16 protein-coding genes and 1 tRNA gene are annotated in these 19,478 nt (G+C 37.8%); 8 read left to right on the plus strand and 9 right to left on the minus strand.

What is annotated here, in order from left to right:
- Together C0430_RS12040 and C0430_RS12045 are read left to right on the plus strand one after the other, a co-directional pair.
- A partial coding sequence (locus C0430_RS12040; RefSeq protein ID WP_290870458.1) for a SusF/SusE family outer membrane protein occupies window positions 1-700 on the plus strand: 700 nt, incomplete at its 5' end.
- Between the two features lie 64 nt (window positions 701-764).
- Window positions 765-3,611, plus strand: coding sequence for an alpha-amylase family glycosyl hydrolase (locus C0430_RS12045; protein ID WP_290870461.1), 2,847 nt, complete (start codon window positions 765-767; stop codon window positions 3,609-3,611).
- Window positions 3,612-3,681: 70 nt separating this feature from the next.
- Here the strand turns inward: C0430_RS12045 and acs are convergent, their stop codons facing one another.
- The 8 genes from acs to C0430_RS12090 all read right to left on the minus strand — a co-directional run bounded on the left by acs (window position 3,682) and on the right by C0430_RS12090 (window position 14,474).
- Window positions 3,682-5,589: an acetate--CoA ligase gene (acs, locus tag C0430_RS12050; RefSeq protein WP_290870464.1), complete on the minus strand. Its 1,908-nt coding sequence runs from the start codon at window positions 5,587-5,589 to the stop codon at window positions 3,682-3,684.
- Window positions 5,590-5,607: 18 nt separating this feature from the next.
- On the minus strand, window positions 5,608-7,509 hold the full coding sequence (locus C0430_RS12055; protein ID WP_290870467.1) for an AMP-binding protein: 1,902 nt from the start codon (window positions 7,507-7,509) through the stop codon (window positions 5,608-5,610).
- A gap of 18 nt (window positions 7,510-7,527) precedes the next feature.
- The gene (locus C0430_RS12060; protein ID WP_290870470.1) at window positions 7,528-7,890 is read right to left on the minus strand and encodes a response regulator; all 363 of its coding nucleotides are present in this window, start codon (window positions 7,888-7,890) and stop codon (window positions 7,528-7,530) included.
- A 3-nt stretch (window positions 7,891-7,893) separates the two neighbouring features.
- Window positions 7,894-10,599, minus strand: coding sequence for a sensor histidine kinase (locus tag C0430_RS12065; protein ID WP_290870473.1), 2,706 nt, complete (start codon window positions 10,597-10,599; stop codon window positions 7,894-7,896).
- A gap of 251 nt (window positions 10,600-10,850) precedes the next feature.
- Complete coding sequence (locus C0430_RS12075; RefSeq protein WP_290870479.1) at window positions 10,851-11,081, minus strand: DUF6814 family protein; 231 nt, start codon at window positions 11,079-11,081, stop codon at window positions 10,851-10,853.
- An 11-nt stretch (window positions 11,082-11,092) separates the two neighbouring features.
- Window positions 11,093-12,628, minus strand: coding sequence for an MFS transporter (locus tag C0430_RS12080; RefSeq protein WP_290870482.1), 1,536 nt, complete (start codon window positions 12,626-12,628; stop codon window positions 11,093-11,095).
- 25 nt (window positions 12,629-12,653) lie between these two features.
- Entirely contained in the window at window positions 12,654-13,946 is a 1,293-nt protein-coding gene (locus C0430_RS12085) for a hypothetical protein (RefSeq protein WP_290870485.1), read from the minus strand.
- Between the two features lie 108 nt (window positions 13,947-14,054).
- Entirely contained in the window at window positions 14,055-14,474 is a 420-nt protein-coding gene (locus C0430_RS12090) for a helix-turn-helix domain-containing protein (protein ID WP_290870489.1), read from the minus strand.
- 304 nt (window positions 14,475-14,778) lie between these two features.
- On the opposite strand from C0430_RS12090, the gene C0430_RS12095 reads away from it, so the two are divergent.
- Both C0430_RS12095 and C0430_RS12100 read left to right on the plus strand, forming a co-directional pair.
- Window positions 14,779-15,894: a PQQ-dependent sugar dehydrogenase gene (locus C0430_RS12095; protein ID WP_290870491.1), complete on the plus strand. Its 1,116-nt coding sequence runs from the start codon at window positions 14,779-14,781 to the stop codon at window positions 15,892-15,894.
- A 129-nt stretch (window positions 15,895-16,023) separates the two neighbouring features.
- Entirely contained in the window at window positions 16,024-16,356 is a 333-nt protein-coding gene (locus C0430_RS12100; protein ID WP_290870494.1) for a cytochrome c, read from the plus strand.
- Window positions 16,357-16,509: 153 nt separating this feature from the next.
- Here the strand turns inward: C0430_RS12100 and C0430_RS12105 are convergent.
- Window positions 16,510-16,582 (minus strand) — tRNA-Phe (locus C0430_RS12105).
- Window positions 16,583-16,679: 97 nt separating this feature from the next.
- On the opposite strand from C0430_RS12105, the gene C0430_RS12110 reads away from it, so the two are divergent.
- The 4 genes from C0430_RS12110 to C0430_RS12125 are packed head-to-tail and all read left to right on the plus strand — an operon-like array spanning window position 16,680 to window position 19,476.
- On the plus strand, window positions 16,680-17,414 hold the full coding sequence (locus C0430_RS12110) for a type III pantothenate kinase (RefSeq protein WP_290870497.1): 735 nt from the start codon (window positions 16,680-16,682) through the stop codon (window positions 17,412-17,414).
- A complete protein-coding gene (locus C0430_RS12115; RefSeq protein WP_290870500.1) occupies window positions 17,407-18,657 on the plus strand; it encodes a hypothetical protein in 1,251 nt (416 codons plus the stop codon). Before C0430_RS12110 ends, C0430_RS12115 begins: the two co-directional genes overlap by 8 nt.
- A 52-nt stretch (window positions 18,658-18,709) precedes the next feature.
- Window positions 18,710-19,264: an LPS export ABC transporter periplasmic protein LptC gene (gene lptC / locus C0430_RS12120; protein WP_290870503.1), complete on the plus strand. Its 555-nt coding sequence runs from the start codon at window positions 18,710-18,712 to the stop codon at window positions 19,262-19,264.
- Between the two features lie 17 nt (window positions 19,265-19,281).
- Window positions 19,282-19,476: a hypothetical protein gene (locus C0430_RS12125; RefSeq protein ID WP_290870506.1), complete on the plus strand. Its 195-nt coding sequence runs from the start codon at window positions 19,282-19,284 to the stop codon at window positions 19,474-19,476.
- Window positions 19,477-19,478 lie beyond the last annotated feature (2 nt).

Consider the following 19,478-nt stretch of genomic DNA (forward strand, 5'->3'; position numbering starts at 1 on the left):
GGCTCAATTTGAAATTAGAGTAAAATCTACTTCTGGTGCTACTGCTCCAATGTTTTCTAATGTAAATACAATTGTTATAACTCCTTACAGTACTGAAATTCCTAAAATTGCCGTTCCTGGAAATCACCAAGGTTGGGCACCAGCCACAGCGCCTTTATTAGCTGCCACTAAATTTGGAAACACAGATTTTGAAGGATACGTTTGGTTAGATGGTGAATTTAAATTTTTAGCAGCAAAACCTGATGGTACTTTTGATTGGGGAACTACTGATTGGGGTGATGATGGTACTTTTTCAGGTGTTTTAAAAGCAGAAAACGAATCAAATTGTACAACAACTGCAGGATATTACAAAGTAAATGTTGATACAAAAGCATTGACTTATTCTGCAACTAAAACAGTTTGGGGTGTTATTGGTTCAGCTTCTCCTGGAGGTTGGGATAACAGTACAGTGATGACATATAGTGCTTCAACAAAAAAATGGACAGTAACCGTAGCTTTGACAGCAGGAAATGAAATCAAGTTTAGAGCAAACAACGCTTGGGCTATTGATTTAGGTGGTTTCGATGCTGCTAAACCAGGTGTGGGAACTGAAATGAGTTATGGAGGTAAAAACATCGCCATAGCTTCTGCAGGAACTTACTTAGTTACTTTAGATTTAAGCAATCCTAGAGCTTATACTTATACTTTAGTTAAACAATAGTATACTTAATCTTAAAAAAAAGGGCTATCTTTGGTAGCCCTTTTTTTAATTAAAAACGTTTGACATGAAAAAAATTACTTTATTGTTTTTGTTAGTAACCGTGGTAAGTTTTGCCCAAATTACCACTTCACCGTCGCCAGCAATTGCAAACGGAGCGGTTACAATTAATTTTAACAAATCAGGAACGGCATTAGCCACTTATAGCGGTACTATTTATGCACACATTGGTTTGACGGTTAATGGGGTGCGCTGGCAATATGTAAAGGGGAATTGGGGCAACAATACCACTCAACCCGCATTGACACTTGTTTCTGGGACTACCTATAAATTAGATCTTACGCCAGATTTATTCACTTATTTTGGTGTAACCGCCGGAAGTTCAATTACCGAAATTTGTGTCGTTTTCAGGAATGATGCAGGAAATATACAATCGTCGGATACTTTTTTGAGTGTTGGGGCTTTTCAGGCTTCATTGGCCCAACCAGGCTCAGGTAGTAATACAATTATTACTTCTGGACAAAACTTTACCGTTTCTGCTTCAAATACTAATGGAAATGCCAACTATAATCTTTTGGCCAATGGGGTGAGTATAAATACGGCCTCAACTTCATCTTATAGCTATACAGATTCCAACATAACGACGAATAAGAGTTATGAACTTCAAATCACTCAAGGACTGGATTCGTTTGTGTATAAATTCACGGCAATGATCAATCCCGGGACAATATCAGAGGCATTGCCATCAGGTGTTGAAGAAGGAATCAACTATAACACGGCTGATCCAACAAAAGCAACTTTAGTTTTGGACGCACCAGGTAAAGACTTTGTTTATGTGGCTGGAAGTTTCAATAATTATCAGCCTGGTTCAAGTTATGCTATGAAGAAAGACCCAACTACGGGTAAGTTTTGGCTTGAGTTGACAGGACTGGTTTCGGGAACAAATTATAATTATCAATATTGGGTAGTTGACACGACACCACTTGCAGGTTCGCCAGGATTAGTCAAAACAGCCGATCCTTATTCTACCTTGGTATTGTCGCCATTTGACGACCCTACGATTCCTTCGACATCTTATCCTAACATGCCCGTTTATCCAGCGGGTCAAGACAGAGAAGTTACTGTTCTTAAAACAGGGCAAACGGCCTACAATTGGCAAGTGACTAATTTCAATAAGCCAAAGAAAGAAGATTTAATTGTTTATGAAGTTTTGATTAGAGACTTTGATTCCCATAGAAATTTTCAAGATTTGATTAACAAAATTGATTATTTCAAGAATCTCAAAATCAATGCCATCGAATTAATGCCGGTGATGGAGTTTGAAGGCAACGAAAGTTGGGGATACAATACGGCTTTTCATATGGCATTGGACAAATTTTATGGAACTTCCGATAAATTTAAGGAGTTTGTGGACTTATGCCATCAAAACGGAATTGCCGTAATTCTTGACGTCGCTTTAAATCACGCTTTTGGAAGAAATCCAATGGTGAGAATGTGGATGAAAGATCCCGATGGTGATGGTTGGGGCGATGCAAGTTCTGAAAATCCATATTTTAATGAATTTGCAAAACACAGTTACAGTGTTGGAAATGATTTTAATCATTCAGTAGCGGTTACCAAGACTTATGTGAAAAGAGTTACAAAACATTGGATTCAGGAATATAAAATTGACGGTTTCCGTTGGGATTTAACCAAAGGGTTTACACAAAATTGTACTGCAAGCGATGGCTCATGTACGGATGGATATCAAGCAGACAGGGTAGCCATATTGAAAGATTATGCCGATTATTCTTGGAGTTTGGATCCTACTCATTATGCGATTTTTGAACATCTAGGTTCAGATAGTGAAGAACAACAATGGGCTAATTATAGAATTGGTGAAACACCTAGCAAAGGAGTGATGATGTGGGCTGAAATGACTTATCCTTATTCTCAACTTTTAGGAGGCTGGGCAACAGGCGCAGATATTTCTAGAATTGGTAATGTGGCGCATGGATTTGCTGCAAAAAGAGTAATGGGTTATCCTGAAAGTCATGATAAAGAACGACTAATGTACACTGCATTTACCAGTGGAAATAGTGGTGGCGCTAAGCCTGCATTTGATAATCTGGATAATTGTCTTGCCAGAATGTCAGCCATTGGAGCCTCTTCTTTATTGGTTCCTGGGCCAAAAATGATTTGGCATTTTGCTGATCTAGGAATGCAAAACTCCATTTACGATTGTAACAACGGAACCGTTAACACAGAAAGCGATCCTACTACTGGAGATTGTAAACTGAACACTAAACCACAGCCACAATGGACAGAAAATTGGTTGGGAATAGCGCAAAGAGCAAAAATATACAATGATTGGGCTAAAATGATTGCATTAAAAATCAATGAACCTGTTTTTGAAGGGAATTATGCAATTAGTCCTGATGCCAGCAATCTTAGACAAAGAATTTACATTTATGATGATGCTTTGCCTTCGACACAACTTAAAAACGTGGTGGCACTTTGTAATTTTTCGGTGGGTAATTTAACTATTATTCCAAGTTTTCCTTACGCAGGAACTTGGTACAATTTGATGGACAACACAACTATTAATGTTACGGACGTGAATGCTGCTTTGTCAATTCCATCTGGTCAATTCTTGATTTATGGAAACAAACCATCGACTTTGGAAACAAATGATTTTAATTTTCTTGAGGAAGTGCATTTGTATCCCAATCCATCTTCGACTTATTTCACCATAAACACGAATACGTCAAAAGTGGAGATTTACTCCATCACGGGACAATTGGTAAAAAGTTTCAACGAAAATCAATCTAAAGCAAATCAATTCCCTGTCAGTGATTTAGACAAAGGAATGTATTTTGTAAAAGCATTGAATGAAAACAACGAAATTAAAGTGATGAAGTTGTTGAAGCAATAAAAACAACTTGTTAAAAACAAAAAAGGCTGTCTTTTCGGACAGCCTTTTTTATTGCATAAAACGGGATAGTTTACAATTTTCCAGCTTTAATCTCATCCACGATTTCTGGATTTAATAAAGTGGTGGTGTCTCCAAAGTTAGAGAAATCACCTTCGGCTATTTTGCGAAGAATTCTACGCATGATTTTTCCCGAACGGGTTTTTGGCAAACCAGAAACAAACTGTATTTTGTCCAACTTGGCAATTGGACCAATGTGGTCTGAAACGTGTTGGTTGATCTCTTTGGTCAAGTTTTCCCTGTCACGGTATTCTCCAGATTCTTTCAAGATTACAAAACCGTACAAAGCATTTCCTTTGACATCGTGTGGGAATCCAACAATGGCACTTTCTGCAACTGCTGGGTGCTCGTTTATCGCATCCTCGATAGGCGCAGTTCCCAGATTATGACCAGAAACAATGATGACGTCATCTACACGACCCGTGATTCTGTAATATCCAACTTCATCTCTCAAAGCGCCGTCTCCCGTGAAATATTTTCCTGGAAAAGCACTGAAATAAGTTTCTTTATAACGTTGATGATCGCCCCAAATGGTTCTTGCCATTCCCGGCCAAGGGAATTTAATGCACAAACTTCCGGTAACTTGATTGTCTTCTATTTCGTTGCGTTTTTCATCCATCAAAACGGCTTGAATTCCTGGTAATGGCAAGGAAGCATAAGTTGGTTTTGTAGGAGTTATAAAAGCAAGAGCCGAAATCAAAATTCCGCCAGTTTCCGTTTGCCACCAAGTATCAACCAATGGACAACGTTTTCCACCAACGTGGTCATTGTACCAGTGCCAAGCTTCTTCATTGATGGGTTCTCCTACAGAGCCAATAACTTTCAACGATTTTAAAGGATATTTTTGTACGTAAGACAAGTTTTCTTTTGCCAAGGCACGAATGGCGGTTGGTGCTGTATAAAATTGGGTTACTTTGTGTTTTTCAATAATTTCCCAAAAACGACTGAAATCAGGATAAGAGGGTACGCCTTCGTAAATCACGGTTGTCGCACCATTCAACAACGGACCATATAAAATATAGGAATGTCCGGTAATCCAACCAATATCGGCGGTACACCAGAAAATATCATTCTCTTCATAACTAAATACATTCTTGAAAGAATAAGCGGTATAAACCATGTATCCAGCCGTAGTGTGCACCATTCCTTTTGGTTTTCCTGTGGAACCGGAAGTATAAAGTATAAACAAAGGATCTTCGGCGTCCATAATTTCGGCAACATTATTATCCGATGCTTCGTCTAAAAGGGGTTGCAACCATTGGTCACGACCTTCTTTCATCGTTATGGAAGAGTTGGTTCTTTTGACAACCAAAACTTTTTCGACACAAGGACAATTGGTCAAGGCTTCGTCGATAATTCCTTTTAAATCAATTGTTTTTTCGCCTCTAAATCCACCGTCTGACGTGATGACCATTTTGCAGGAGCTATCATTGATTCTTGCCGATACTGCCGATGCGGAAAATCCGGCAAAAACCACCGAATGTATGGCGCCAATTCTCGCACAAGCCAATGTAGTTATGGCTAATTCTGGAATCATGGGCAAATAAATACAAACTCTGTCGCCTTTCTCTACTCCTTGTTCGCGAAGTACATTGGCCATTTTTGATACTCTTGTATACAATTCATTATAGGAAATGTGTTGTGCTTCTTCATTTGGATTGTTAGGTTCAAAAATAATGGCTGTTTTATCTCCTTTTTTGGAAAGATGTCTGTCAAGACAATTCTTTACAATATTTACCTTGGCATCCACAAACCATTTTATTTTGGCTTCGGCCATGTCAAACTCCATTATTTTTTCGGATTCTTGGTACCAAGTGAAGTTTTCGGATGCAATTTTACTCCAAAATTTTCTTGGCTCACGAACTGATTTGTTGTAATGTTTGAAGTATTGTTCTAGATTTTCAATTTTGTAATAACTCATAATGACTCAATTTTATTTTTATTTCTTATTATAAACACCAATTTCATATTTTTTTAAAACTTCCATAATTTCTTCCACGATGGCTTCGTCGTCAATGGTCGATGGAATTTGGAAATTCTCGCCATCGGCAATACTTCGCATTAGTTTTCGAAGAATTTTTCCTGAGCGTGTTTTGGGCAGACGTTCTACAATAACGACGTTTCGAAGGGAAGCCACGGCGCCAATTTGATGACGCACTAATTTGACGATTTCCTGTTCCAATTGAAAATGTTCTATTTCCTCTCCTAATTTGGTCACTACCAAAGCTAATGGAGTTTGCCCTTTCAATTCGTCATTAATTCCTATTACGGCACACTCGGCAACAGCATAATGCGAAGCCACAATTTCTTCCATTTCGACAGTCGATAGCCTGTGTCCGGCAACATTGATAACATCATCAACCCTTCCGGTGATGTAAATGTAATCATCTTCATCTTTAAAACCTCCATCACCAGAAAAATAATATCCTGGAAACTTGTTCAAATATCCCGCTTTGAACCTCGGATTGTCATTCCATAAATCGAGCAAAGCCCCTGGAGGCAATGGTAATTTTAGCACTACATAACCTTCTTCATTTGGACCTAATTCGATTCCGTTTTCGCCAAATATTTTAATGTCGTAACCGCAAACTGCTTTCCCTACAGAACCCGGTTTCACGATGGCTTTTTCAACGCCTATCATGTTCGAAACTATGGGCCAGCCTGATTCCGTTTGCCACCAATGGTCGATTGCCGGCACGGGAATGTGTCCTAAATACCATTCCAAAGTAGGAATATCGCAGCGCTCTCCAGCTAAAAATTGTGTTTTTAAAGAGCTTAAATCATATTGTTTTATGAAATCACCGTTCGGGTCTTCTTTTTTTATGGCGCGAATCGCTGTTGGCGCTGTAAACATCGCATTGACTTTATGTTCGTCAATTACTCTCCAAAAAGTACTGGCATCGGGTGTTCTTATGGGTTTTCCTTCAAAAATAATCGTCGCATTGCGGTTGATTAACGGGCCATAAACTATAAAACTATGACCCACAACCCAGCCCACATCCGAAGCGGCCCAAAAAACTTCATCTTCTTTTATGCCGTAAATATAGTGCATCGAAAATTTTAGTGCGGTGGCATAACCTCCCGTGTCTCTCACGATTCCTTTTGGTTTTCCGGTAGTTCCCGAGGTGTATAAAACGTACAAAGGATGCGTTGCGCTTACAGAAATGCATGGCGCTTCTTCTGAGCCGTATACCAAGGCATCATAGTCGACATCATACTTTTTGAATGGAACTCTAGCGCCAAGTTTTCTGTTAAAAACAATTACTTTTTTTGGTTTGTAAGTAGCTAATTCGATGGCTTCGTCTACCAATGGTTTGTAAGCTATCAATCTGTCAATTTCAATTCCCGAAGAGGCCGTAAGGATTACTCGGGGTTTGCAATCGTCTATTCTGATGGCCAATTCGTGTGGCGCAAAACCTCCAAAAACCACGGAATGTGTAACGCCAATTCTTGCACAGGCCAGCATGGCAAACGCTGCTTGAGGAATCATCGGCATATAAATCACGGCTCGATCTCCTTTTTTTAAACCCAGGGATTGCATGCCTCCGGCAAGTTTTGCAACTTCGTTTTTCACTTCCGAAAAGGAATATCTTTTTACGGTTTGTGTTACCGGCGAATCATATATCAATGCGGTTTTGTCGCCAAATCCGTCCTGGATGTGTTTGTCCAAGGCCAAATAACAAATGTTCAATTCGCCATCTTTGTACCAAAGCGGATAGCCATTTTCATCGGTAGACAAAATGGTTTCAGGAACGTTGTACCATTCGATTGCCTTGGCTTGTTCAGCCCAAAATTCTTCGGGTTGCTCGATGCTTTTTGTGTATATATCTTTATAATTCATTTTTTTGTGTGCTTAAAATTATGAGATTAATTCATTTACCTGTTCTACCAATTTCTTGATGGAAAAGGGCTTGACCACATACAAGTTTGCTCCAAGAGCAAGTCCTTTTTCGATGTCTTTTTCTTTGTTTTTAGCCGATAGAAAAATGACCTTGCAATGACTTAATCGTTTGTCTTTTTTTATTTGTTCCAATGTGGCAAAACCATCCACCATTGGCATCATCACGTCAAGAATTATGATGTCTGGAAGTTGATTTTCCAGAATATCCAACGCTTCTTGTCCGTCACGGGCGATAAAAACTTCAAAATTGTGTTTTTTGAAAGTATATTCCAGCGTCATCACAATGTTGGGTTCGTCGTCTACAATTAAAATCTTCTTCATTTTTTAATTATTTTCTGTTGTGTTGTAATTGGGTAAGGTAAAGATGAACGTGGCGCCGTTGGTTACATTGTCTTCTGCCCAAATGGTTCCTTTATGATGTTCGATTATTTGTTTGCAAATGGCTAATCCCAATCCGCTTCCAATGGGTTTTTTGACGTTTTGATTCCTGGATTGATAGAATTTGTCAAAAATTGCCTCAAAATCTTCTTTCATGATTCCTTTACCGTTGTTATGTATTCGGACTTCTACATTGTCTTGGTTTTCGATGATTTGTATCGAAATTTTGCCTTCTGTTTCCGAGCAGAATTTTATGGCATTCGACAGTAAATTATGAATCACCTGAACGATTCGTTCCTCGTCATAAAAAGCTTTTATTTCTTTATTGGCATCATCGAATTCGAGCGTGATTTTTTTGTTTTTAATCAGTTGATTCAAGGATTCCAGGGTTTTTTTGATGGTTCTCGAAATGTTGTTTCTGGAAAGATAAATCTTTTGTTTCCCGGTTTCGAATTTCTCTAAATCCAAAATTTTATCAATCAACCGATTCAATCTGTCGGATTCTGAAATGATGTTTTGCAAAAATTGTTTTCGCACTTCTTCCGGAATATCGTCGTCGTCGTGCAGGATTTCGCTCGCAGCACGAATGGCGGTGATTGGCGTTCGCAATTCGTGGGTAACGGTGTCCAGAAATTCGTCTTTTTGAATGTCTTTGTTCACTAATTCCTGATTGGCATTTTTTAACTGTTCGGATATTTTTTGTAATTCGTTGGAGGTTTCCGTAAGTTTCTTGTTTACAATAATGTTTTCCTTCGATTCTTCCAAAATCCGCAAGACTTCGGTCAGGCTGATTTTGTCTTCTTTTATAACGCTTGAGATCAGAATTTTGGCAGAAGCCGTACCAATATGTCCGGTCAATAAATTTTCGGCAAATTTTATGAATCGAGCATCGGCGGTAGTTACTTTTTTATCAATGTTGTATTTTAGATTGAAAATTGTCAACGCCCGCTTGGTTCTTTCTTCGCCAAGAAACCGCTGTAAAACTTTTTGAATATCTGAAATATAAGCGGTTCCTTTCCACACAAAAGCATCTTCGTGATTGGTAATGTATTTGTCAATGTCCACAAACATTTCGGCATAATTGCGTTCCCTGTAGTTCCCTTTGAAACTCACGGAAATGCCCATGTAACAAACGACATTAAAAAGCAAACTCCAGAAAACGGCATGAGGAATTGGTTCCAAATAATCCAAGCCAAAGAGCTGAAATGGTTTTAGCAATTCGATTCCCCAAGGTCCTTCCTGAACGAATAAGTTGGAGGAATTCGTGATTCCTATGGCATACGGCAACAAAAGGGTGTAAAAACAAATCAAAAATCCGATAATCATTCCGATGATGGCTCCTTTGTTGGAACCTCTTCTCCAGAATAAAGCACCGAAAAAGGCAGGTGCCAATTGCGCAATTACCACAAAGGAAACCAATCCTATGGAAACCAATGAATAGTCCAAAATGAAAATTCGGTATATGGCATACGCCAAAATAATGAGCGAAAAAATTCCTATTTTCCGACTGTTTACAATTCTTTTGCTGTTTTTTTCTTGCGAAATATTTTCTAATGAACCAATGAAGCCATAAGGAATCAACAAGTTGTTGCTCAACATCGTAGCCAAGGCAATCGACGAAACAATTATCATGGATATGGCTGCAGAGAATCCGCCAAGAAATACCAAAACGGTCAGGGAATTATTGTCGAAGAATTGTGGAATCAACAACGAATAGGTATCGGAGTTAAGTCCTTTTCCTTCAAAAAGAATATTTCCTCCCCAAGCTATTGGAAAAACAAAAATATTGAACAACAATAAATACAAAGGAAACAACCAAATGGCTGTTTTGATATGCGCTTCTTTATTGTTTTCCACTATTGCGGCGTGAAATTGTCTTGGCAAAAGAAAAATGGCAAACATGGATAAAACACAAAGAAAAAACCAATTGATTCCGCTTGTGACATCGCCAAGAGAATTCTTTTTGTCAAAATTTTCAAGGACTGCAGCTTTGGTGTAAATGTCGCCAAAACCATCGTAAACAAAGTAAGTTACATAAACGCCAATAATGATAAAAAACACTAGTTTCAAAATCGATTCCATGGCCACTGCCGTCACGATTCCGCGTCTTTTTTCAGAAGCATCAACATAGCGCGTCCCATAATAGGATGCAAATAAGGCCAATGCGATACAAACATAAGTTGTCGTGTCGGTAAAAATATTGGAACTGGATTGGGTTTTTGTAACGATATGAAACGTGTCCGAAATTGATTTCAGCTGCAATGCAATATATGGAACAATTCCAAAAACGCAAATCATCGTGACCAAAGCTCCCAGAAACCGGCTGTTTCCGTATCGTAAAGAAATAAAATCGGCAATACTGGAGATTTTGTTCACCCTAGAAATTCGGATAATTTTTTTGAGGATAATTATCCATGTGGGAACAATTAGAACAGGACCCAAATAGATGGGCAAATAGCTTAAACCAGAATTTGCGGCAACGCCAATGCTTCCGTAATACGTCCAAGCAGTACAATACACTGCCAATGAAAACGAATAGATGTACGGATTGTTTGTCCATTTTGAATGGCTTCTTTTTTCTGCCCAATAGGCGATGTAAAAAAGAATGGATAAATAGATTCCCAGGATGGCTAAAAGCCCAATGCTACTCATAATATCTTTTTATGATTAAGTAAGTAACCGCAATTGAAAGTAGCCAAGCCGAGAAAATGTATATGTAAATGACAGGAAATCCGAAAAGCGGTTTGGAGCTGTCAAATAAAAGCAAAAGTGGAATATTCAACGCTAATAGCATTAGCATTGAAAGTATTACCAACTTTTGTTCATGTCTCTTTTTCATAATCCTAAAAATACGCAATCTCCACTATAAAATGTGGAGATTGCTATTTTTTATTTTAATCTAACTATTTGTGTCTTGTTTCGTCGTATTCTCCCATCAAGGCATAGTAGCCAAAAGTTCCCAATCCGATAACGATTAATGGAGTAAGTACAAAAAGGATGATTATTCCAAATACTAAGTCTTCTTGTTTTCCGGATGCAAATTTTGGCAGTCCAAATTCGAAGATGCAAAAATAGGCTGCAGCTACTGACAATGCTAGCCAAACCATTCCTAAAGCTCTTTTTAATTGATTCATGTTGTATGTTTTTAGACGTGAATATTTTTATTGTTATTTTTGATGTAAACCATTCCAATGACAAAACATACCGAGGCAATTATTATTGGATACCAAAGTCCTTCGAGATAATACTCGGCATCGCCAGCGTTTTGACCGTTAATTACCAAATAAGTGGAAATGGCAGGAAGCAATCCTCCAAAAATTCCGTTTCCGATGTGATAAGGCAATGACATTGAGGTGTATCGAATTCTTACCGGGAACATTTCTACCAAGAAAGCAGCGATTGGACCGTAAACCATGGTAACAAATATCACTTGGATGAATACTAAAAGCACTAACATCCAACTGTCGCTTGTGTTGATGTTGAGGGTTGTTTTGATTTCTGTTTTTGGTTTTCCATCAACAATCATCGCTTTACCGTTTTCCAAAGGAACTGTTTTTATTTCAAGAAGCTTGGTTCCATCTGTATACTCTTTGTTTGTGGTATAGATGGAGTCCATCGTTTGCTTTTTGTTTTCTTTTATTTCGGCCACAAGTTTAGTTTTTTCCACAATTTCGGTTTTGTTTTTTACCGAGGTGGTTTCATACATCGTTTTGTAAATAGGTCTGTAAAGCAAAATGGCCAATAGCATTCCTCCCATCATGATGTATTTTCTTCCCACTTTGTCGCTCAACCATCCAAAAAGAATGAAAAATGGCGTTCCAAGTACTAAGGCAATTCCAAGTAAAGTATCCACTTGTGACGAATCGATTGACATTACGGTTTTCAAGAAACTCATGGCGTAAAATTGGCCTGTGTACCAAACCACGCCTTGTCCCATAGTAGCTCCAAATAAAGCCAACAATACAAATTTGTAGTTGTAGCGATTTCCGAAACTTTCTTTCAAAGGATTTTTACTTGTGGTTCCTTCGCTTTTGGCTTTGGCAAAAACAGGAGATTCTTCCATGTTTTTTCGAATCAAGTACGAGATGAGAACCATAATGATGGAAACCCAAAACGGAACTCTCCATCCCCAAACGTCAAATTGTTCTGGAGTCAGTAAATTTCGGGTGGCTAGAATTACCATCAACGAAATAAATAAACCTACAGTTGCCGTAGTTTGAATCCAAGAAGTCCAATAGCCTCTTTCGCCAACGGGTGCATGTTCGGCCACATAAGTTGCAGCTCCTCCATATTCGCCGCCAAGTGCAAGACCTTGAAGCATTCTTAATATTAATACTAATAAAGGCGCCAAAAATCCAATGGTTTCATAACTTGGAATACAACCTATTAAAAAAGTGGCTCCACCCATTAAAAGTAAAGTTACCATAAAGGTGTATTTTCTTCCAATTAAATCACCCAATCTTCCGAAGAAAAGGGCGCCAAACGGACGAACCACGAAACCTACTGCAAATGTTGCCAATGTTGCCAAAAATGCGGCTGTAGGGTTGTCGGCAGGGAAAAATTTTGTTGAAATCACGACGGCCAAACTTCCGAAGATGTAGAAGTCATACCATTCAATCATTGTGCCCATTGAGGAAGCGGAAATCACTTTCCAAATTCCTTTTGTAGATTTTTTAGTCATAAATTAGTTGTTTTTGGTTATTGGTTTAAAATAAATATACACAGGAAACCATTGTTCTAAGATTTCCAACATCTTTTTTGTTTGTTGTCGCTTTACCGTATAAATCAGCATCTCCCCAGGTCGCAGCGGTATATTCTAATTCTGGAGAAACCCTGAATTTGTTTTTCTTGAAATCGACTCTCCCTGAAACTCGCCATACATTATCTACAACTCTTGATCCCGTAAGTCCTCTCATGTAGATGGAATTTAATGCGGTTGCAGCAGTATTGGCTCCATTGTTTTTTGAATTTCCAAAGAAGAAGCCTGGCGCAATGGATTTTCCGTTGCTCGCAATGTCAACCCAAAAAGAAGTGGTTTTTGTAGGGTCATAAGATTGGATTCCAGCGGTGGTGGTTCCTGTAAAACCTCCCAGCATAACCAAGTTGTTCATATTTCCGCCAGAGATTCCATAAGCTTTAATGATAACTTTATCATTTGAATATTTGGCATAGCCAAATACGGAAGAACTGTTTACTTTTTCTGTCGTAACAAGGTTGCTTGCGCTAACGGTCAAAGGTTGCATGGATTTGTATTCAACTCCAGCGCCTAAAAACACGTTTTTTCCTTTGTATTGAAGTTGTGCGTTTAATGAAGGTAAAGCAGAGTTGATGGATGAAGAATTTTGAGAGCCTGGACCAGGAGCCGTAAACTCTCTTTCTTTAAAAGCCGTGAACGTTGCCGAAAGTTCTTTGGTGAAATTTTGTTTCAATTTAACTTGGGAGGCCCATCCAAAAACATTAAACAGGATTCCGGTATTAAAGTTTTCAACCCCTGGAAAAACTTCTGGAATAAAAGTAGGATACCAAGTTTGTCCCATTGTCAATGAGGTTTTAGACCAATCCATGTTTACAAAAGCATGTCTTAATCTAAAAAGTCCAATTGTGCTTGTGGTTGCTGTTTCAGAGTTTCCGAAGAAATCGCCTTCAAGAGTTCCGCTCATTTTTGCACCCCAAACATCAGGACCTTTAACTTTGACACCCAATCTTGAAGTAATAGCCAAAAAATTTGATTGTCCAACGGCGTTTATGTCCTTGCCATTGGCATCAAGTGCCACATCTAAAGGGTAAAGATTTAGTTGTTCTTCTCTAACCTGGGCGCTTTTTCTGGTGTCCCAAATATAATCAGTTCGTATAAAGCCATAAAGGCTTACATCCCATTCTTTTGCTTGAACAGTTGGAGCGGCAGGAACCACGACTGGAGTTGAAGTAGCTGTTGGTGTTTGAGAATATCCTTTTATGGAAGCAATTCCGATTAAAAGAACAACGTAAATTTTTTTCATGATGAATCAGAATTTGGTTGGTTATCTGGATTGGTTTTAACAGTGCCAAAGTCTGATTTTTTATTTGATTAAAAAAATATTGATATATTTATATGTAAACTAATATAGTTAATCCTTGAATCGTTCCCATTTTATTAGCATAAACTTGTCGCCAAGTTCAGTTATTATCATTCCGGCTCCCGAAAGTAATTCTTTGTTTTTAAGGTATTCCACCAGTTCCATATGGTTAAAAATCTTGTAAGTAGGATGGTAATTGGTTTGCGAAGGTTTCTTGATGTTAAAGGTCCTTACCCAATTGCTGACAGTAACGTGTGAAACCCCGATAATCCGCTCGATTTCTCTATAACTCAGTCCTTCGAGATACAGTTGCAGTGCTTTGGTAACATAGTAATCGTCTATCTTTTTTCCTATTTTATTGACCGTAAAAAAGTAGTTGCATTTTTTACACAAATACCTTTGTTTGTTGTTGATTACGCCACTTTTTACGATATGATTGTTTTGGCATTTCGGACAGGATAAAATCTCCATATATATAATTTTTGCATAAATATAGTAAATTTGCAAATATGTTTATTTGAATTTCACAATTAATAGATAATAAAATTATGATACACGTATTTTTATTGGTAAATTCATACGATTTTAATAAGTTTATGTGGTTTTTGTAAAGAGGGCGGAATCAGTTTTACGGAATTACAAAAGTTGTGGATTGTTTTGTGTTTTCTAAAGGTGAACCCTGTTTGATTTTTTTGAGAAAGAAATGCAAATCGAAACAGCAGAGTGAAAAATGGCTTAAAAAATCTATATTTACAAATCTTTAAATTAAAAACCCATGTATAAAATCTGTCCGCTTTTAGTTTTCTTTTTTCTTTTAAATTGCAGAGCACAAGATAAACCGAACCTGCTTCCGATAGCAGATGAGGTTGTGAATTACAAGATTGAACAGGTTGCCACAGGAATTTCCATTCCGTGGGGCATGGTTATGTTGCCGGATGGAACTTTGCTTGTGACAGAAAAAAGCGGCATTCTTTTTCATGTCAAGAATGGCGTTAACACCGAGGTGAAAAACGTTCCTAAAGTGTATTCTCGAGGTCAGGGAGGGTTGCTGGATATTGTTTTGCATCCTGATTATGAAAAAAATGGCTGGATTTACATCAGCTTTTCATCACAAGATGTGGAGGGCGAAGGAGGAAACACAAAATTAATTCGGGCAAAATTAGTTGACGACAGTTTGACCGAAATTCAAGATTTGTACAAAGGCACCCCAAATACGACCGGTCCAAATCATTTTGGTTCTCGAATCGCTTTTGACAACGAAGGCTATCTTTATTTTAGCATTGGCGAAAGGGATAAAAAATTTGTCAACCCTCAAGACGTTAAAATCGATGGAGGAAAAATATATCGTTTACATGACGACGGGAGAATTCCTGCCGACAATCCATTTGTGGGACAAGCTGGAGCAAAGGAAGCTATTTTTTCTTACGGACACCGCAATCCGCAAGGGCTGGCCAAGCATCCGGCAACGGGCTTGATTTGGTCTCACGAGCACGGTCCGCAAGGAGGTGACGAAATCAACATCATCAAAAAAGGAGCTAATTATGGTTGGCCCGTAATCACTTACGGGATTAATTATGATGGCAAAATCATAAGCGATATCACTGAAAAGGAAGGAATGGAACAACCGCTTCATTATTGGCTTCCCTCTATCGCGCCTTGTGGGATGACTTTTGTTACCAGTGATCGTTATCCGGATTGGAAAGGACATTTGCTTGTTGGTGCCTTGAAATTCAAATACTTGGAGCTGCTTAAAATCAAGGATAATAAAGTGATAAGCAGACAAAAAATCGCTACTGATATTGGTCGTTTAAGAAACGTGATTCAAGGCAGTGACGGTTATATTTATATGGCGGTGGAACAAAAAGGGATTTTTCGAATTATACCAAATTAATGCATGGTTTTTAATAAATTATATTTTTGGATTAGTCCAATTTTACTCGGATTTTTTTATACAAGTTTAACCAGTTCAATTTCAAACCAAAATATTGACATACAATATGTATATCAAGAAAAAGCAAAATTGCAGCAAAGTATTAGCAGGGGAAATGATATTTATGTTGATTTCTGCATGCAATGTCATTTGGCAAACGGAAAAGGAGATTTGGTTAATATTCCGCCGCTTGACGGTTCTGATTGGCTTACAAAAAAAAGAAAATTAAGCATCCAGTCCGTAAAGTTTGGACAGAACGGGCCAATTACGGTCAATGGCAAAAAGTTTAACAACATAATGCCTCCGTTAGGTCTTTCGAATCAAGAAGTAGCCGATGTAATGAATTACATCATGAATTCCTGGAGCAACAAGCAAAAGAAAATGGTTACAATTGAAGAGGTTGCGGCTGTGGATAAGTTGTAATCTGGGTTCAAGTGTAAATTTATTTTATCCCAGAGACTTTTGTTGGTTCCATAATCTCAGGTTAAAATAATAGATTACAATACAAAAACCGTACAGTTCATAAATCAAAAAATCCCTGAAGCCTTATTTTATAAAGGATTAGGGATTTTTTTGTGGTACCTCCAGGGATCGAACCAGGGACACATGGATTTTCAGTCCATTGCTCTACCATCTGAGCTAAGGTACCTCGCTAATGCGGGTGCAAATATAGGATGATTTTTAATTTATCCAAAACAAATTTTAAAAAAAATCAATTCGTACCTTCGCATTATTAAAGATAAATTATGATTCTAGCTGTCGATATTGGAAATACCAGAATTAAAGGTGCTGTATTTGAGGATGCTACCCTTTTGGAAAATTTTGTTTTTTTGAAAACGGAACTTCAAAAAAATATTCAAAATATTTTGGAAAAACACAAAAATATAACCCATTTAGTGGTTGCATCGGTTTCTGATGTCGAAAAACAATCCTTTTCTCTCTTTGAAAAAGACGTAAACATTCATTTTCTTTCGAACAATGATTCTTTCCCGTTTGTCAATTGCTATGAAACGCCAAAAACATTGGGAATTGACCGATTGGTACTTGCAACAGGAGCAACACTCCAGTTTCCTGGGCAAAATCGATTGGTTGTTGATGCAGGAACGTGCGTTACCTATGATTTTATTGACGAAAACAACAACTATTTGGGCGGCGCCATCTCACCAGGATTAAAATTAAGATACGAAGCCTTGCATCATTTTACGGCAAAACTTCCGTTGTTGTCACTGCAAAGTCCTCAACATTTAATTGGAAATTCAACGGCTGAATCCATTCATTCCGGTGTGGTAAATGGACTTGCTTTTGAAATAGATGGCGTCATCAATCAATATAAAGCGCAATTTTCAAACTTTATAATAATTTTAACGGGTGGAGACACAGAATTTTTGGCTAAACGATTAAAAAATACCATATTTGCCAATTCAAATTTCCTTCTCGAAAGTTTGAATCAAACATTTCAATATAAAATCAAAAATGATTAAAAAAATTTTAATAAGCGCCTGCTTGTTTTTATCACTTGTTTCTTATTCTCAAGAAGGAACCTCGTCACCTTACTCTTTTTATGGAATAGGCGAGACAAAATTTAGCGGTACACTTGAAAATCGCTCCATGGCTGGATTGTCAATAGCCCAAGACAGTACTCATATTAATTTGCAAAACCCGGCAAGTTACGCAAACTTAAGATGGACTGCTTTTGCAATTGGAGGAAGTACGAATAAAACAAAACAAAAAACCGCCACCGAGTCAGGAAGTGCCCAAAAAACGACATTGGACTATTTGGCTTTAGGCATCCCGATGAAAAAATTTGGGGCTGCTTTTGGTATAATTCCATACTCTTCAGTTGGGTATAGAATACAAAACAACACTACAGACGACACCCAAAACAATAAACGTTTTAACGGTTGGGGAGGTTTGAATAGGGTTTTCCTGGGTTTTGGATATAAAATAACTTCAAATTGGAATGTTGGTGTCAATGCCTATTATAACTTTGGAAAAATTCAAACCAACAGTTTGGAATTTATTCCTTACGTGCCAATTGGCTCACGTGAATTGAATATCGCCACATTATCAGGGATGAATTACAACATTGGGATGATGTACAAAACTAAAATCAACAAAAAACTGTCCTTGTTCAGTGGTGTGTATTATACTCCATCGAGCACTTTGAAGTCCGAAAACACCAGAAATATTGAAACGGTAAGTTACAATTCAAGTTTCGATTTGCAAGTTGTGGATACTTTGGCAGTTCAAATCTCTAAAAAGGATTTGAAATTAGCCCAAAAATGGTCCTTTGGCGCAGGAGTTGGAGATTCCAAGAAATGGCTTGTAGGTGCAGAAATTTCCCTTCAAGATGTGGGTGAATTGGCAAATAATTACAATGCCTTGGACAATGTGGTTTATGGTAAAAATGAAAAATACAGCATAGGTGGTTATTATACTCCTAACCCAAGTCCTTATTCCAATTATTTCAAAAGAATTACTTATAGAGGAGGTTTTAAATATGAAAAAACGGGACTTATAATCAATTCACAATCCATAAATGATGTCGGAATGACCTTTGGGGCGGGATTGCCCATAACAGGTTCCTTGTCCAATGTAAACGTAGGCTTGGAAATTGGGAAAAAAGGAACAACAAATGCCGGTTTGGTTCAAGAAAATTATTTCGTTGTAAATCTGAGTTTTTCTTTGAGTGATAAATGGTTTGTCAAAAGAAAATTCAATTAAAATCCAATTCCGCTTTCCTGTTAATCAACAACTGCTTTGCTAAGTTTAAAGTATGACTTTATTAAAAAAATACCGAATCCTGATGCCTGTTTTGGTTGTGGCCACAACGCTGTTTGTTGGGTGTGAAAGTAATTTTAAGGAAGTGCAGAAAATCAATTTCTCGGAGTTTGTGCCCAGCGGCGAAGCCGACAAAATAAACCTGAAGTATACGGATTCCGGTCGAATAACGGCCATATTGGTCAGTCCAAAAATGCGGGAGTTTGCCAGTGTGGATTTCCCTTTTACGGAATTTCCAAAAGGAATTGACGTGACATTATACGACGCCAAAGGAAAAAGAACCTTCATTAAATCTGATTATGCCACTTCGTACAAGTTCACCAACATTATTGATTTAAAGGGAAACGTGAAAATAACTTCTCAAGACGGGCAAATTCTGGAAACCGAACAATTGTATTTCGACCAAAAAAACGAATGGTTTTTTACAGAAAAAGACTTTAAATTTACAGACCCAAAAGGAGTTTCAAACGGACATGGAATCGATTTCAGCAAGGATTTCAAAGTTATTAATTCACAAAGAATTGCTGGCGAACTAGAATCTTCCGATTAATTTTATACATTTATATTATGAATTACCTTAAATACACACAATACATATACCTGGTAGCGGCCGTTTTTTTTACGATTAGAGCCGTGGAAATTTGGGATCAAGACAACGACCAACATTTTCTTTTTCTGGGAATCGCTGTCCTTTCCGTTTTTATGTTCTTCTTTAGACGAAGATTTTCAAAGAAATTTGAAGATAGAAACGAGAAACCCTAATT

Source organism: Flavobacterium sp. (assembly GCF_013823965.1).
Taxonomy (GTDB): Bacteria; Bacteroidota; Bacteroidia; order Flavobacteriales; family Flavobacteriaceae; genus Flavobacterium.